We start from the raw sequence: 15,988 nt of genomic DNA on the forward strand, positions 1-15,988 counted from the left end.
TCGCATCAAATCTCTCTATACAGAAAAAAATCACCGCAATTGTTTCTTGAATTGCGATGATCAATTAAATTTATGTCTACTCACTATAGAGCGGTCTGTTTTTCTGTGCCGTTCGCCAATAGGTGATCAGTCCTAAGCCAACAATAACCAAAACAACGGACAGCCATTGCGATACGCGAAGCGGCCCGAGCATCAAACTGTCTGTGCGCAACCCTTCAATATAGCAGCGGCCTAAGGCATACCAAGTTACATAAATCATAAAAAGTTCGCCGCGTTTCAATCGAACGACACGCCGGATAACCAGCAGAATAACAAAACCGACGATATTCCAAACCGATTCATACAAGAAAGTCGGAATGTAATAGGTCCCATCAATATACATCTGGTTGATGATGAAATGAGGCAGATGCAAGTGTTCCAGTGCCGCCCGTGTTGTTGGACCGCCGTGCGCTTCCTGATTCATAAAATTGCCCCATCGTCCGATCGCTTGACCGAGGATAACGCTCGGTGCGCAGACATCGGCAACCTTCCAAAAAGACAGATGACGGAGCCGGCAATAGACAACTGCGGTCAGCACTGCACCGATCAAGGCACCATAAATTGCGATGCCTCCGTTCCAAATAGCAATGATCTCTCCGGGATGCTTGGAGTAGTAACCCCATTCAAAGGCCACATAATAGATACGTGCGCAGATCACCGCGATTGGCGCTGCATAGAGAATTAAATCGGTAAATGTATCTGGCGGGAGGTCAAGACGTTTGCCCTCGCGCATCGCAATAAGCAGTCCAATTAAAGCGCCTGCCGCGATAATGATGCCGTACCAATAAATATGGAGCGGTCCTAATTCAAAAGCCACTCGATTGAGCGGTTCAATTGCTTCGTTCATAAAGATGGACACCTCAACTTAAATAAAATGGATTATCGATCATTCAAACTGTCATTCAGTCGATCAGCAAATTGCTGCGCGGCATGGTAACCCATGTTTTTCAACCGATAATTCATCGCCGCTACTTCAATAATGACAGCAAGGTTGCGCCCCGGTCGTACAGGAAGAACAAGCCTTGGAATCTCCGTATCAATCAATTTAATCTTTTCTTCATCCAGTCCGAGCCGATCATATACTTTGCTCTGATCCCACAGTTCCAGATGAATGACCAATGAAACGGTCTTATAATTGCGGACTGCCCCGGCGCCAAACAAGGTCATTACATTAATAATCCCGAGTCCACGAATTTCAAGAAGATGCTGAATCAATTCCGGCGCGCTGCCGACGAGCTCAGCCTCGCCTTCCTGACGAATTTCAACCGAATCATCCGCCACAAGGCGATGACCGCGCTTCACGAGTTCGAGTGCTGTTTCGCTTTTCCCCACGCCGCTGTCCCCGGTAATCAGAACTCCGACACCATAGACATCAACGAGCACGCCGTGCACGGCTGTCATCGGTGCGAGTCGCGATTCCAAATAGTTTGTGATCATACTGCTCAGTCGTGTCGTCTGCATCTTCGACTGAAGCACAGGGACATGGCGTTTATTTGATGAAATGATGAATTCCTCAGGCACTTCAATTCCACGAGAGATCACAATGCACGGCGTCTGTGCGGTGCACAGCTGAGAGGTTCGTTTATACCGCTCATCCTGGCTCAATTCATTAAAAAAAGAAAGTTCGGTACGCCCAAGCAGCTGCAGACGTCTCCTGGGATAATAAGTAAAATAGCCAGCAATTTCCAAGCCGGGTCTCGAAATGTCGCTGACAATAATTTCACGATCCAACCCTTCCTTGCCGCTTACCAGCTTCAAATCAAAATGCTCAATAAGTTCACGCACACGCACTCTGCTCATGTTTTCATTTGCCGCCGGAACCTGTCCGTTTTCTTCCGTCATCACGCACCTCATGTTAGGGCTGACAGGCGTTCGGGAAGCATAAAATCCGCCGGGCAAGGCGTACACGCCTGAGAGAGAGAATCAGCCTCCATTTCTTTCTATTAGTGCACCGGGGTGTCGGTCCGGTGCTCTCTCAGGTTCATTTAATAAATCGGGGTACTGCCCGATGATTAGTCACATTTTCTTTATTTTACCATAGATTCGCCGCGCGCCAAAAAATGAATCCCATGATTTTAAATGATCGGGCAAATCCTTGGGAAACAGCAGAAAAAACGGCGCAATTACTCGCGCCGCAAGGGTTTGATTATAAAGTTTTGGATGATCATCTGGCAAATAGCCATAATGATCGCAACGATCAACGCGCTTCCAAAGCCGTCCAGTTCAAATGCCGGGCCCATGATCGATGCCGTCAGCATCAGCATCAATGCATTGATGACAAAAATGAAGAATCCGAGCGTCAGGACGGTCGCCGGTAAGGAGAATAATAACAGAACCGGCCGGATAAAGAGATTGAGAAATGACAAGATCAGGCTGGCAGCAAAAGCCGCGCCAATGCCGGAAAGATGCACCATCGTATGAAGATAGCCGGCAAGTGTCATTAAAATCACCATATTTATGATGACATTAAGCAAGGTTTTGGCAAACCAGTTTTTAAACAAAAGCGTCACACTCTTTCAGGAATAATTAGATAAGCAATAAAATAACCAATCAAGCATGGAAAAAAGGCGGTTACGATTGTCAAAACCACAAAGGCAAGCCTGACAACTACGGGGTCAATATTAAAATAGTCGCCGATTCCGCCGAGTACACCGCCAAGTACCCTGTTTTCTCTTGATCGGAATAATTGTTTGTACACGAAAAAACCTCCCGCCTCATTCATCTTATTCCACTATACCCTTTCATCATGCAAGGTAACAAGAACATTTTCCCGTTTTATGGGGAAAATCTGGTTTACACGCGCAACTGATCGCTCGATTCAGCTACCTGCTGCTGGTTATGAAGATGCTCCTCCATGCGCACACGGTCACGTTCCAGCACCGGCTTCAGATACTTGCCGGTATAGGATTCCTTGGTATCCGCTACTTTTTCCGGAGTCCCTGTAACCACAATCGTGCCGCCGCCGTTTCCGCCTTCCGGACCAAGATCGATCAAGTAGTCCGCACATTTAATTACATCAAGATTATGCTCGATGATTAACACACTGTCACCGCTGTCTACGAGTGCCTGAAGCACAACAAGCAGCCGGGAGATGTCATCCATATGCAGACCGGTCGTCGGTTCGTCCAGGATATAAAGTGCACGGCCTTTCGTACGACGATAAAGCTGGGACGCGAGCTTGACACGCTGAGCTTCGCCGCCGGAGAGCGTCGTGGCCGGTTGGCCGAGCCGAATATAGCCTAAGCCGACATCATAGAGCGGTTCCAGTCTGCGTTTGATCCGCGGTACATTTTTGAAGAATTCCAGACCTTCCTCTACAGTCATGTCCAGAACATCGGCAATCGTTTTCCCTTTATAGGTCACATCGAGCGTTTCACGATTATAGCGTTTGCCATGGCATACTTCGCACGGCACATAAACATCCGGAAGGAAGTGCATTTCTATTTTAATAATACCGTCGCCGCTGCACGCTTCGCAGCGTCCGCCTTTAACATTGAAGCTGAAACGACCTTTTTTATAGCCGCGCACCTTTGCCTCATTTGTCGCCGCGAACACGTCGCGAATCATGTCAAAGACTCCGGTATAAGTTGCCGGGTTGGAACGCGGCGTGCGTCCGATCGGTGCCTGGTCGATTTGAATGACCCGATCCAATTCTTTTATGCCCTTGATCTGCTTATACTCACCGGGAGCATCGCGACGTCCGTGCAATTTTTGAGCAAGTGCCTTGAACAGCACCTCATTGACCAAGGTACTTTTCCCCGAGCCGGAAACGCCGGTAACCACCGTCATCACACCGAGCGGAAAACTAACCGTCACATTCTTCAAATTGTTCGCCTTCGCGCCGATCACTTTGATCTCGCGCTTGGTTGCTTTTCTCCGTTTCGCCGGAATCGGAATGAACTTGCGGCCCGACAGGTATTGTCCGGTAAGTGACTGTTCATTGTTCATGATTTCTTCAGGAGTTCCCTGAGCCGTAATCTGACCGCCATGCTCGCCGGCACCCGGACCGACGTCGATAATGTAATCAGAAGCAAGCATGGTATCCTCATCATGTTCCACAACGATCAGTGTATTTCCGAGATCACGCATGCCGAGCAGCGAATGAATCAAGCGGTCATTATCGCGCTGATGCAAGCCGATTGACGGTTCGTCCAAAATGTAGAGCACACCCATGAGCTGCGATCCGATCTGCGTTGCCAGCCGGATTCGCTGCGCTTCCCCGCCCGACAGGGTTCCCGCCGCACGGCCTAACGTCAGATAGTCCAGTCCTACATCGATGAGGAACTGAGTCCGCTGTGTAATTTCACGAAGAATCAAACGAGCAATCGTCTGTTCCTTTTCGGTGAGTTCCAGCCCGTTAAAGAACGAAAGCATTTCCCGAATCGGCATTTCGGTCACTTCACTGATGTGCCTGCCCCCGATTTTCACTGCCAGCGCTTCCGGACGAAGCCGGTGACCGTGACAGGTCGGACACGGCTTCTGCATCATATATTCGGACATTTGTTCACGAATAAAGTCAGAGCTTGTCTCACGGTATCTACGTCCGATATTGTTCATGACGCCTTCGTAGTACATGTCTTTATCCCGAACATCGCCGAATTCATTTTCATAGTGAAAATGGATGCGTTCAGTCCCTGAGCCGTAGAGAAGGAGTTTCATCTTCTCTTTCGGCAGCTCTGAGACCGGACAATTCATATCAATGCCAAAGTGAGCACAAGCCGCCTTAAGCAGTTGTGGATAATATTGTGAACTCGTCGGTTCCCAGGCGATAATTGCACCTTCGGCTAACGATTTGGTCTGATCAGGGATGACCAAATCAGGGTCAACCTCCATGCGTGAGCCCAGTCCGTCACAATCTGGGCAGGCTCCGAACGGACTGTTAAACGAAAAGAGTCGAGGTTCAAGTTCACCGATTGAGAAGCCGCAATAAGGGCATGAATGTTGTTCGGAAAAAAGCAGTTCTTCACCACCGATAATATCCACAACGACACGACCGTCAGTCAGTTTAGTTGCTGCTTCAAGTGAATCGGCAAGCCGTCCCTCTATATTCGGTTTCACAACAATTCGATCAATCACAACATCGATGTTATGCTTCTTGTTCTTTTCAAGCTTGATTTCTTCCGACACCTCACGCATCTCGCCGTCAACACGTACCCGGACATAGCCCTTTTTCTTAATATCTTCCAAGGTCTTGACATGTGTTCCTTTTCTTCCGGAGACCAGCGGTGCCAGAATCTGCAGCTTTGTCCGCTCCGGATAAACCATGATTCTGTCAACCATCTGTTCAATAGTCTGCGATGTGATTTCAACACCGTGTGTCGGGCAAAAAGGGTGCCCGATTCTGGCAAAAAGAAGACGCATGTAATCATAAATTTCCGTTACGGTTCCCACGGTTGAACGCGGGTTATGACTCGTCGTCTTCTGGTCAATCGAAATCGCCGGCGACAAGCCTTCAATCGCGTCCACATCCGGTTTGTTGGATTGGCCGAGAAATTGGCGGGCATATGCCGACAGCGATTCAACATAGCGGCGCTGCCCCTCGGCGTAGATTGTGTCGAACGCCAGCGATGACTTGCCTGAGCCCGACAATCCGGTAACAACAACCATTTTGTCACGTGGTATTGTTACGCTGACATTTTTTAAATTATGTTCCCTTGCGCCTTTGACAACAATATTTTCAAGTACCATCTGCGTGTTATCCCTCCGCCTTCAGTTCATAGAGTGCGTCCCGCAGTTCCGCTGCACGCTCGAAGTCAAGCGACTTTGCCGCCTGCTTCATTTCTTTTTCAATACCGATAATTGCCTTGTTGCGCTCGCTCTTTGTCATTTTCTTCTTTTTCTTCTTGCCGGAGCCATCCTGTTTTTCCACTTCGTATGTCGCTTTAATCAGCTCAGGAATGGCCTTTTGAATCGTCGTCGGTGTAATATGATGCACTTCATTGAATTTCTTTTGAATTTTGCGGCGGCGTGCGGTTTCATCCATCGCCAACCGCATCGAATCGGTAACTCGGTCGGCATACAGAATGACTCGCCCTTCCGCATTTCTCGCCGCGCGTCCGATCGTCTGAATCAGCGACCGTTCCGAGCGAAGGAAGCCTTCCTTATCGGCGTCAAGGATAGCGACAAGTGAGACTTCAGGAATATCCAGTCCTTCACGGAGCAGGTTGATCCCGACCAGCACATCGAATTCGCCACGTCGCAAATTGCGAATGATCTCAATCCGGTCGAGCGTCTTAACTTCCGAATGAAGATAATTGACTTTAATGCCCATGCCCTTTAGATAGTCGGTCAAATTCTCTGCCATCTTCTTTGTCAGCGTCGTGACGAGGACACGTTCATGCTTCTTAATCCTAATATTAATCTCGTCGTAGAGATCATCAATCTGTCCCTTGATCGGACGGACTTCGATTTCCGGATCCAGCAATCCGGTCGGTCGAATAATCTGCTCGACCGGCTTATTGGAATGCTCCAATTCATAATCCGCCGGAGTCGCCGAAACGTACACGATCTGATTGACACGTTCCTCAAATTCTTCAAATTTAAGCGGCCGGTTGTCTTTTGCAGAAGGAAGACGGAAACCATGATCAACCAGGACGTTTTTTCGCGCCTGGTCGCCGTTGTACATGGCCCGAATCTGTGGCAGTGTCGCATGGGATTCATCGACCATAATGAGAAAGTCCTTTGGAAAATAGTCCATGAGCGTATACGGCGATTCACCCGGTTTTCGAAAGGTCAGATGCCTTGAATAGTTCTCAATTCCGGAGCAAAAGCCGACTTCCTCCATCATTTCCAAATCATAACGCGTACGCTGCTCAAGCCGTTGTGCCTCAAGTAGTTTACCGTTCTCATTAAGCACTTTCAGCCGATCCTCGAGTTCCTTCTGTATGTTCACAATTGCTCGCTTCATTTTCTCCTGTCCGGTAACGAAGTGGGAAGCCGGGTAGATGGCGACATGATCACGCTCGCCGACAATCTCTCCGGTCATCGGATCCATCTCGGTCAGCCGTTCAATTTCATCACCGAAGAATTCGACGCGAATGCAGTGATCATCGCGTGAAGCCGGGAAAATCTCCACCACATCGCCGCGCACACGGAATGTCCCGCGTGTAAAATTAATATCGTTACGCGAGTACTGGATGTCGACAAGTTGACGCAGCATCGCATCCCGCTCCTTCTCCATACCCGGCCGCAATGAGAGTACAAGTGAGCTGTATTCTTCCGGAGAACCTAAACCGTAAATACACGAAACACTGGCAACAATAATGACATCGCGACGCTCAAACAATGAGCTGGTTGCCGAGTGACGCAGCTTGTCAATCTCGTCATTGATGCTCGAATCTTTTTCAATATACGTATCCGTCTGCGGAATATAGGCTTCCGGCTGGTAATAATCGTAGTAGCTGACAAAATATTCGACCGCATTATTCGGGAAAAATTCCTTAAACTCGTTATAAAGCTGCCCTGCAAGCGTTTTATTATGGGCAATGACCAGCGTCGGCTTCTGCACTTGAGCAATCACATTCGACATCGTGAATGTTTTACCGGTACCGGTCGCGCCGAGCAACGTCTGATGCTTTTGACCGTTCCTGATCCCATCGACCAATGTACGAATCGCTTCCGGCTGGTCGCCTTGCGGTTGAAAATGGGACGCGAGTTGAAAATCCATAGCGCCCTCCTCCAATCTTTACTGTTTTTCTATGAAAAAAGCATGATTTGTCATTAATAGTAAAAAATCTTTCTTAAAAAAAGTATAGCATACCTCTATAGCAAAATAACAGCAAAATGCGAACGGATATTCCCAATGTTTTTCAGTCATTTATTCTAAACTCGGCTCATCTCACACAGGATAACCGGAGAAGTCATTTACTAGTACTTAATGAAACTAAAAAACTTCCATGGCACTCGGCCACAGAAGTCTTTTTTGAGAACATGAATTACGATTTAATATCTTCACCCATGTATTTTTCAATTTCTTCTAGAATTCCTTTTGCTGCTTTGCGGCTCAGGATCAGCTTGCCGTTTGCCAGAACAAGGTTATCCGGCGACACTTCATTCGTGATCTGGCACGCCATATTCGGCACATATTTCTTGAAGATAATCCGTTCATCCTCCGTGAAGATTTCGAGCGGATCACCCTCTTTAATATTCATGGTCCTTCTGAGTTCAATCGGAATCACAACACGTCCTAATTCATCAACTTTACGCACAATACCTGTCGATTTCATTTTTGCGCTCCTCCTCTCGCCTTTTCTATACTACGACCTGCATCACTTTTAACTTGATTATAGCACCAATATGCACCACAATTCGTGCAGGGGTTAAAAAATTCCAATTGCTCACATAACTACACCCAGTTTCAAAATCAGTCACATTTTAACAGTTGGGATTATTGTAAATTTTGACGGAACAAACAGCCAAGGGGACCAGCAAGCTTGCTCACCTTTTAGGTCTGCGGGCAGCGCCTCACCTTAAGCATCTTCCTTTCTTCCCATAAAAAGGAAGGAAAAGGAATCTCGCTGTCCCTCCTGCGGATTTTTGTTCCTGTTAGATTATTCGAATTAAGGCTTAACTATTTGTCTTTTGTTTCAAATTCCATTGATCGCCTTCAAGAAAAAGTAGCCCGATCTTATAATTGTCATCTTCATGAATTGGCCCCTTTTCAAAGCGCTGCTCGCCGAAACGATCGATCACTTCCAGCTTGCAGTAAGCCGCATGCTTTTGAAGTGCTTCATAGAATTCATCCACGCTGCTGACCTCTAAATCATTCACCCGCAAAATTTCTTCCCCAGGAATAATGCCCATACGCGCACCAAGCGAGTGAGGGATCGCTCCAATAACGCGCAGTCCTCTGTTCGGCATAAGATAATAGAACGGCTGCGTCTCACGCAGGTGATGGTGGTACCAGGTGAGCAGCAATCGGCTGACGAGTGCCACAACTCCGCCCAGCACGACGAAAAGCGCCATATGAAGCAGATAGCCCGCACCGATGAAGATCGCCGTTATGCCGGACGACGCCATCAACCAGCTTGCCGTTTGACGAACAGCAGGTTTCGGTAATGCGTGCGTGATCAATTGTGCGATTCCTATGCCCAATGGGAAAATCGCAAAGCTAAATGAAGCGCCGCCGGAAACAAACGGCCAGGGACCAATGGACGAAATCGCACCCGAAACCGGCATAAGGAAGAGCAGCGGCGCGATCCAAAGCTGGCAAGCTTCATGAGCTCCGACCAAACTGCCCCGCTTGCTGCTGATGAGGCGCGGCGAAGTCTGCTGCGCACCCCAAAAATAGACCAGTGCTGTCTCAGCCAGCATAGCGACAACTAGGAATATGCCGAATGATACATAATCAATGGCTCGGATGTCCCCAATCCAACCGTTGATGAGCGAATACGGGGTCTGCAGTGCCGGCATAAAATAAGCGGCAATCAATGCCAAGCCACCTGCCACCGCCGGCGACAAAAAGCTTTGCCGGCACGTGAACAGTGTCATGATATATGCCAGTGAAAGCAAAACAATAACTCCCGGCGTCAGACTGATTCCGGCGGCAAGTAGCACAATAGTCGCTGCAAGTCCGACAAGCAGACTCGGCGCAATACTGGAAAAAATTGTATTAAACATACCGTATGCCTTGACGCGAAATGACCGCCGCTCCCTGCGCACGCGCTGCGCGCCGTACAGAAAAAGCGCGATTAAAAGTAAATAGAGTAATGGATTGATAAAAAAAGTGGCAATACCTGAAAAAATAAACCCAATGATGTCCGCCATCTGCAATTCCCCCACCTGGTACCCCGATTAAATGGTCATATTTTATAACCGTTTAATCCGATCTTCTTTGGTATTTCGACAAGATGCACAGTATTTCCTGCCCATCGTTTTTGTTTTAATTATACATGACGAACAGTGTCCGTTGCCGACTTCTTAGGAAAATTTTTACTGCACATGCAACTTTCCCTATGCAAAAAAGAACTTTTCCATCCTGATCAGTGGAAAAGTTCTTCAAATTATAAAATGATTTACAAGTTATCGAGCGGTTCGTCAAGTTTATCGAGCGCTTTGCTCACTGATACGCAAAGCCCCCTGCAATTCCTTTTCCCTTCAAAAAAGTTGACGGCCAAGGGACCATCAACTTTCCAAGTTTATCGCTTAACTCTAGAAGCACGAATGACTTTTGCTCCATCCGGATTTCGGTGTCTGAAAAGAGTTCTTGCTCTTCTTTTGACAATCACTTCTTCGTTGTCCTGAACCACAACAATCCTCGCTCCAAGACCTCTCGTGATTTTGGCCATCGTTCCAATCGTAAGATTATGATCACCATTTTCAGCTCTGGATATGCTACTTTGCTGCGTTTCAACACGTTTAGCCAACTGTTTTTGCGTTAATCCCCGTTGTTTTCTCAAGTCAATAAGCTGCCTTGCTAATTGATAGCTTGCTTCACTTTCATCCCAAGCCTTCTTAAATTCCGGATCTTTCAATTGATCGTTAATGTAATCGTCAAGAAAACTCATCGCTGATCACCCTTTCTTTTTAAAAAGTCATCGCGGTAATCCTTTGCTTTTTTAATTTCTCGTGGAAGTGTCTTCTCAGTTTTTTTTGTGAATCCATTGGTCAAGATAAGATCCTTATCAACCAAATGAAAATAAAGAATTCGGAAAATGTTGTTAGAGAATTGTGTACGGAGCTCAAAAATTCCGTTACCTAATGGCTTGATTTTTTCCCTCATTTCCTTAGTCGGACCAAATTCCTCTAACAGTTGAAGGTTACGGAGAACTTTTACTCGATGCTTGGTGTCGAGTGAATTTAAATATACAGTTACTGGTTTTTCACCATTTTGTTTCTCATAAGGTATCAGGTTCCATTTCATTGTATTCGAATTATATCATATATGCGATATTATGTTCTAAAATAAATAAATTATCCCAATGTACATTTTTCACGCAGAAATTTTTGGAACGATTTTTTTTAAAACCGGCTAATTTATCGAGCGTTCCAGATTCAGCGCCTCTTACGACAGAAAACAGGCACTGCCGGAGCTGCGCCTGTTTTCCTTTTTGCTTTTTATTTTTTGATTTCTTTTTCGATTTCCGAAAGCGCCGTGTTTAACTGGCGATCGTTTTGCTGTTCTTTGATGGCCGTCAGCGTTGCTTGCTGCAGTGCGTCGGCTGTTTTCTGATCAATTTCACCGGTAACCGGCAGCTTCTTTTGTTTTTGGAACGCTTTTACTGCCTGTGCGGTCTGATCGCTGAAGTAGCCGTCAACGCGTCCAGGATTCTGGCCCGCGGCTTTCAGCATCTTCTGTGCGTCCGCAATGACTGTACTCGTCTCATCTGCTTTCAAGTTCTTGCCCTTTTTCACGGTGATCGGAGCGACATAGAAGTAATCCGGCTGCTTAACCGCAATCGTTGGCTTAATTCCTTTTTTGTGAATCCAGTTGCCGTCCGGAGTCAGCCATTTGTCCGTCGTCAGTTTCAGTTCGCTCTTGTCCGACAACTCAATCCCTTGCTGAACCGTACCCTTGCCGAACGATTTCACACCGACCAGCGGGTATCCGCCTGCTTCATGCAGGGCACCGGCAAGAATTTCAGATGCCGAGGCAGAGCCACCGTCAATCAATGCTGCGATCGGATAGCTCTTCTTCTTTTTCAGAGTAGAGTAGAACGGCTGCTTTTTGCCGGCTCGATCTTCAATTTGGACGATCGGTTTCTTCGATGGAATCAGCAGATTGCCTATTTTCTCAACCGCCTGCAGATATCCGCCCGGATTGCCGCGCACATCGATAATCAAGCCCTTCATTTGATCGCCTTCGAGCTTGCTGAGTGCTTTGCTGAATTCTTGATCCGTATTTTCGTTGAACTGCGTAATCGCGATGTAGCCAATTGATTGACCGTCTTGTTTCAGCATTTTGCTTTCAACCGTGCGGATCGGAATCGTATCGCGCTTAATATTAAAGGTCAAGTTGCCGCTCGTACCTGGACGGCTAACCACAAGGTGGACAACCGTTCCCTTTTTCCCGCGAATTTTGTTGACGGCTTGATTAATATCAAGACCTTCCGTCGATTTTCCGTTAATTTTCACGATCACGTCTTTCGGCTTCAGTCCCGCTTTTTCAGCCGGCGTTCCTTTAATTGGGGAGACGATGGTGACCTGCTTGCCGACCATCTGAACTTCGGCGCCGATTCCCTCAAAAGAAGAGGACAGCGATTGGTTAAAGTCCGAAGCCGTTTTTGTACTCATATAGCTTGAAAATGGGTCATTAAGCGCCTCGATCATACCTTTTATGGCACCGTCATACAGATCAGTGCTGCTGATTTTCCGGAAATATTCCTTTTCAATCAGATCATGAATCGCCTTCACTTTTGCCGTATCCTTATCCGACGCCGCCGAACCGGCAGATGCTGATGCCGTTGATTCCTGATTGCGATTCTGGACAAAGCCAAACACCGCGTAAGAGCCTGCCGCCCCCACGATCAGTGAGATCGCCATAAGCAAAGCGACCACTTTGCCGCTGAACTTTTTCATAAAGAATTGCCTCCTCAATGACACTGTTTACCCGCAGCGAATCGTTCGCCGGGCAAAATGAACTTAGCTCCTATCATACAACAATGGCACGCGATTGTCTCGAACAATGGAGACAGCTCCGCACCAAAGCTTCTTGATGTAAAAAAAACCACCTGACATAGCGGGTGGCTTCAGATTTTCAAGAATTTTCGTACTGAACTCATACTGCCCCAGACACCGATCAACGCGCCGATACCCACTAAGAGCAGGCTCAGATTCGTTGTCATAGTGTGATAAGGGATCAGTCGGATGAACATCTGCTGCAGGTTGCCCCCAAGATTATAATAGGCAAATCGGTACACAACCATAACTAAAACAATAGGAACAATTGATCCGAGAACGCCCATAACCAATCCTTCGATGAAATACGGCCATCGGACAAAAGCATTGGTTGCACCGACAAGCTTCATGATTTCAATCTCCCGCCTGCGGGCAACAATCGTCAGCTTAATCGTATTCGCGATCAAGAATACAGAAGTAAACAGCAACCCGATGATCAGGACAATGCCTACGTTTCTCGCAATGTTGATGAATCGGAACAGCTTTTCAACCGTCCCTTTTCCATAACGCACATCCGTAACATTCGGGAGACTCTTCACCGTTTTAGCGACAGCGATCGTCTGCTCCGGTTTATTCGTTTTTAAGATATATGCGTTCGGCAGCGGATTTTCTTTTTTTAGATCCGAAAAGCTCTGCTTATCGTTACCGAGGCTCTCCATTAAGCTGTCTAATCCTTCTTTTTTCGATTGGAAACGAACGGATTGAACATTCTTGACTTCCTTCAGATCTTTTTGCAAAGCGTCCTGCTCTGCCTGCGTCATCGATTGATCCAGATAGACACGCACTTCGACGTCGCTTTCAATATCTCCGGCAATTTTATTCAAGTTGAACATCACCATCAGGAAAAGTCCGACGAGAACCAGCGACACCGTAACTGCGCTCACCGAAGCGAAGGTCATCCACCCGTTTCGACCGAGACTCTTAAAGCTTTCATTCACGTGTCTTCGCAATGTTCTAATCTTCATAGCCATAGTCACCTTCCTGCTGATCGCGCACAATCATGCCGCCTTCAAGCGCCAATACTCTGTGCCTGATCTTGTTGACGATGTCTCTGTTGTGGGTCGCCATAACGATCGTTGTCCCTTGCTCATTGATCCGCCGGAACACATCCATGATCTGCCACGACGTTTCGGGATCAAGGTTTCCTGTCGGTTCGTCGGCGATCAGTACAGGCGGACGGTTACAAATCGAACGTGCGATGGACACACGCTGCTGCTCACCGCCGGACAACTGATCTGGGAATGAGCGCAGCTTGTGCTTCAGACCGACGAGATCAAGCACTTCCATCACACGACGTTTAATTTGCCGCGGGTGCTCTTCAATAACCTCAAGCGCAAAAGCCACGTTTTCATAAACGGTCAGCTTCGGAAGCAGCCGGAAGTCCTGGAACACAACGCCGATCTTGCGGCGGAAATAAGGCACCTGCCGTTCTCTCAAATTCGCAATGTTTTTATTGTTAATGAAAATTTTGCCCCGTGTAGGCTTCAATTCTCTGAAAATCATTTTTATAAACGTCGACTTCCCTGCGCCGCTTGGCCCAACGATGTAAACAAATTCACCCTGTTTGACAGACAGATCAATGCCGTTCAGCGCCATAACCCCATTCGGGTAAGCCTTCCAGACATTTTGCATCAAAATAACGTCATCCATAAAGTTCCTTCCCCCAAAATCCTTTTTCACTTTTTTTGTCACATTCTCTAAAAATCTGTCTGATTATGCATTTCTATGTAAACCATTCGCACGAAACACAAGAATGGGAGGGTTGCCCGCATCGAAAACATGTTCGGATGCATTCCCATTGCACCAACCTATGTAACCTATGAAACAATCATCATTATACCATCCGAACCCTTCAAATGACCGATGAAAATTATTACATTTCAATTTCAAATGAGATATCGAAATGAAACGAATGCTGTCGAATGACCGCCGGTAAGAAAAACTGGGCAAAAGTGCGAGATCCTTACTTCCGCAGGATGCGGCGGCCTTTTGTGTTGCGTACAGAGCCTGTGCATATAGCGAAAGTTCCTTCGCTAAGTAACAAGTGAAAATAAGCGGAGATATTCCTGTTATTTGCATCATGGCACTTGTTTCGCCGGTAATAAGGGCAATTTTTCCGCTTATGCATAGCAGAACCCTCCATTTTCACATTTTTCGATTCGTTAAGCGGAATTTCTCCGTCTATTTAAGCTCTATTTTCGTTCATTTTCTAAATAAGGGTAATCTTTCCGTCTATTTATCAGATTGCGCACTTACCTGATCGCCCAACCGATAAGCGCAGATTGGGAATCAGCATCTATGACCATATCGTCGGATCAGCAAGGAAAAACGCTAAACTTTCCTTTTCCTGTAAAAAACACGCGAGGATCGTCTCCACGCGTGCCCGAACAGGCTGTCTTATGTCCTTTGATAAAATCCTTTCCCGAAAACCTCAGTTGCGTTCGTAATGATGAAAAAGGATTCGGGATCAATCGAGCGGACAAGCTGCTTCAAATGTGTCAGTTCGCCTTGTGAAACGACGGTCATCAACATCGGACGATCATCGCCGGTGTAGCCGCCTTGACTGGTGATGCGTGTCACGCCTCGATCAATCTCATCCAGAATCGCCTGACGCATTTCAGTTTCTTTATCCGAAATGATCAGGGCCATCTTCTCTGTATTGAAACCAAGCTGAACCACGTCAATCATTTTCGCCGTTAAGTAGATGCTGATAAGTGCATAGAGAGCAGCTTCAAGCGACAAGAAAAATGCCGAAGTTAAAACAATCAGTCCATCCAAAATGGAAACGCACACGCCAAGCGACAAACCGCTGAACTTTTGAATGATTTGACCGGCAAGTGCTGTACCGCCGGTTGACCCGCGGCCGCGGAACACAATACCGAGCCCAATCCCGGTACCGACTCCTCCGAACAATGCTCCGAGCAACGGACTGTCAGTCGCCGCCGGCATACCGGCCGTAACAAACACAGCGAACGGAAGCGCAACCGTCCCCAGCAAGGTTTTCATTGCATAATCCAGATACCCGAAGCTGCGGCCAAGGATAAGCAGCCCGATCACGAAAATCGGTACATTCAAGCCCCACAGTACATAGGACGGCGCCCAGCCCAACGTCCAGTGAAAGACGATGCTAATCCCGGCCACGCCGCCGGACGCAATATGCGTCGGCAGCATAAACACATTGAACGTGATCCCCACAATAAACGAGCCAATAATTACGAGTATATAATCCATGAACAATGCTGTTTTTCCCCGATTAGGGATCACATGCTTGTCCCTTTTTTTAAAAATTTTCATGCAAAAGCTCCTTTTCCCGATGCAAAATTAGTCGAATGCT

Annotated in this window: 14 protein-coding genes; all 14 read right to left on the minus strand. The window is 47.2% G+C overall.

All coding sequences use genetic code 11. The annotated features are described in order from the left end of the window. Positions 1–76: 76 nt before the first annotated feature. Entirely contained in the window at positions 77–886 is an 810-nt protein-coding gene (gene lgt, locus AC1MBV_RS04225) for a prolipoprotein diacylglyceryl transferase (RefSeq protein ID WP_480947582.1), read from the minus strand. Between the two features lie 32 nt (positions 887–918). Then, positions 919–1,839, minus strand: a complete 921-nt coding sequence (hprK, locus tag AC1MBV_RS04230) for an HPr(Ser) kinase/phosphatase (RefSeq protein ID WP_255747076.1) — start codon at positions 1,837–1,839, stop codon at positions 919–921. A gap of 323 nt (positions 1,840–2,162) precedes the next feature. Beyond that, positions 2,163–2,540: a phage holin family protein gene (locus AC1MBV_RS04235; protein WP_255746662.1), complete on the minus strand. Its 378-nt coding sequence runs from the start codon at positions 2,538–2,540 to the stop codon at positions 2,163–2,165. Between the two features lie 5 nt (positions 2,541–2,545). Further along, positions 2,546–2,737: a PspC domain-containing protein gene (locus AC1MBV_RS04240; protein WP_255746661.1), complete on the minus strand. Its 192-nt coding sequence runs from the start codon at positions 2,735–2,737 to the stop codon at positions 2,546–2,548. 95 nt (positions 2,738–2,832) lie between these two features. Then, entirely contained in the window at positions 2,833–5,727 is a 2,895-nt protein-coding gene (gene uvrA / locus AC1MBV_RS04245) for an excinuclease ABC subunit UvrA (protein WP_480947583.1), read from the minus strand. 7 nt (positions 5,728–5,734) lie between these two features. Further along, positions 5,735–7,705 carry an excinuclease ABC subunit UvrB gene (uvrB, locus tag AC1MBV_RS04250; protein WP_255746657.1) on the minus strand — a complete coding sequence of 657 codons (1,971 nt, stop codon included), beginning with the start codon at positions 7,703–7,705 and terminating at the stop codon, positions 5,735–5,737. A 268-nt stretch (positions 7,706–7,973) separates the two neighbouring features. After that, the gene (locus tag AC1MBV_RS04255; RefSeq protein ID WP_255746655.1) at positions 7,974–8,264 is read right to left on the minus strand and encodes an AbrB/MazE/SpoVT family DNA-binding domain-containing protein; all 291 of its coding nucleotides are present in this window, start codon (positions 8,262–8,264) and stop codon (positions 7,974–7,976) included. A 340-nt stretch (positions 8,265–8,604) separates the two neighbouring features. Then, positions 8,605–9,804, minus strand: coding sequence for a cell division protein (locus tag AC1MBV_RS04260; protein WP_480947584.1), 1,200 nt, complete (start codon positions 9,802–9,804; stop codon positions 8,605–8,607). A 371-nt stretch (positions 9,805–10,175) separates the two neighbouring features. After that, positions 10,176–10,544 (minus strand): helix-turn-helix transcriptional regulator, encoded by a 369-nt coding sequence (locus AC1MBV_RS04265; RefSeq protein WP_255746652.1) that lies wholly within the window; start codon positions 10,542–10,544, stop codon positions 10,176–10,178. After that, on the minus strand, positions 10,541–10,900 hold the full coding sequence (locus AC1MBV_RS04270; protein WP_480947585.1) for a type II toxin-antitoxin system RelE/ParE family toxin: 360 nt from the start codon (positions 10,898–10,900) through the stop codon (positions 10,541–10,543). The genes AC1MBV_RS04265 and AC1MBV_RS04270 overlap by 4 nt, the downstream gene beginning before the upstream one ends. 194 nt (positions 10,901–11,094) lie before the next feature. After that, complete coding sequence (locus AC1MBV_RS04275) at positions 11,095–12,555, minus strand: S41 family peptidase (RefSeq protein ID WP_255746649.1); 1,461 nt, start codon at positions 12,553–12,555, stop codon at positions 11,095–11,097. 170 nt (positions 12,556–12,725) lie between these two features. After that, on the minus strand, positions 12,726–13,619 hold the full coding sequence (ftsX, locus tag AC1MBV_RS04280; protein WP_255746648.1) for a permease-like cell division protein FtsX: 894 nt from the start codon (positions 13,617–13,619) through the stop codon (positions 12,726–12,728). Next, positions 13,609–14,304 carry a cell division ATP-binding protein FtsE gene (gene ftsE, locus AC1MBV_RS04285; RefSeq protein ID WP_255746647.1) on the minus strand — a complete coding sequence of 232 codons (696 nt, stop codon included), beginning with the start codon at positions 14,302–14,304 and terminating at the stop codon, positions 13,609–13,611. The genes ftsX and ftsE overlap by 11 nt, the downstream gene beginning before the upstream one ends. A gap of 747 nt (positions 14,305–15,051) precedes the next feature. Beyond that, positions 15,052–15,948, minus strand: a complete 897-nt coding sequence (locus tag AC1MBV_RS04290; RefSeq protein WP_480947587.1) for a YitT family protein — start codon at positions 15,946–15,948, stop codon at positions 15,052–15,054. Positions 15,949–15,988 lie beyond the last annotated feature (40 nt).

This window comes from Sporolactobacillus sp. PKPK-6, from assembly GCF_056678885.1.

What these genes read in the sequence shown, in the direction of transcription:
- lgt (WP_480947582.1), bottom strand. Translation starts at nt 886, where the DNA reads ATGAACGAAGCAATTGAACCGCTCAATCGAGTGGCTTTTGAATTAGGA.
- hprK (WP_255747076.1), bottom strand. Translation starts at nt 1,839, where the DNA reads ATGAGCAGAGTGCGTGTGCGTGAACTTATTGAGCATTTTGATTTGAAG.
- uvrA (WP_480947583.1), bottom strand. Translation starts at nt 5,727, where the DNA reads ATGGTACTTGAAAATATTGTTGTCAAAGGCGCAAGGGAACATAATTTA.
- uvrB (WP_255746657.1), bottom strand. Translation starts at nt 7,705, where the DNA reads ATGGATTTTCAACTCGCGTCCCATTTTCAACCGCAAGGCGACCAGCCG.
- AC1MBV_RS04255 (WP_255746655.1), bottom strand. Translation starts at nt 8,264, where the DNA reads ATGAAATCGACAGGTATTGTGCGTAAAGTTGATGAATTAGGACGTGTT.
- AC1MBV_RS04260 (WP_480947584.1), bottom strand. Translation starts at nt 9,804, where the DNA reads ATGGCGGACATCATTGGGTTTATTTTTTCAGGTATTGCCACTTTTTTT.
- AC1MBV_RS04265 (WP_255746652.1), bottom strand. Translation starts at nt 10,544, where the DNA reads ATGAGTTTTCTTGACGATTACATTAACGATCAATTGAAAGATCCGGAA.
- AC1MBV_RS04270 (WP_480947585.1), bottom strand. Translation starts at nt 10,900, where the DNA reads ATGAAATGGAACCTGATACCTTATGAGAAACAAAATGGTGAAAAACCA.
- AC1MBV_RS04275 (WP_255746649.1), bottom strand. Translation starts at nt 12,555, where the DNA reads ATGAAAAAGTTCAGCGGCAAAGTGGTCGCTTTGCTTATGGCGATCTCA.
- ftsX (WP_255746648.1), bottom strand. Translation starts at nt 13,619, where the DNA reads ATGAAGATTAGAACATTGCGAAGACACGTGAATGAAAGCTTTAAGAGT.
- ftsE (WP_255746647.1), bottom strand. Translation starts at nt 14,304, where the DNA reads ATGGATGACGTTATTTTGATGCAAAATGTCTGGAAGGCTTACCCGAAT.
- AC1MBV_RS04290 (WP_480947587.1), bottom strand. Translation starts at nt 15,948, where the DNA reads ATGAAAATTTTTAAAAAAAGGGACAAGCATGTGATCCCTAATCGGGGA.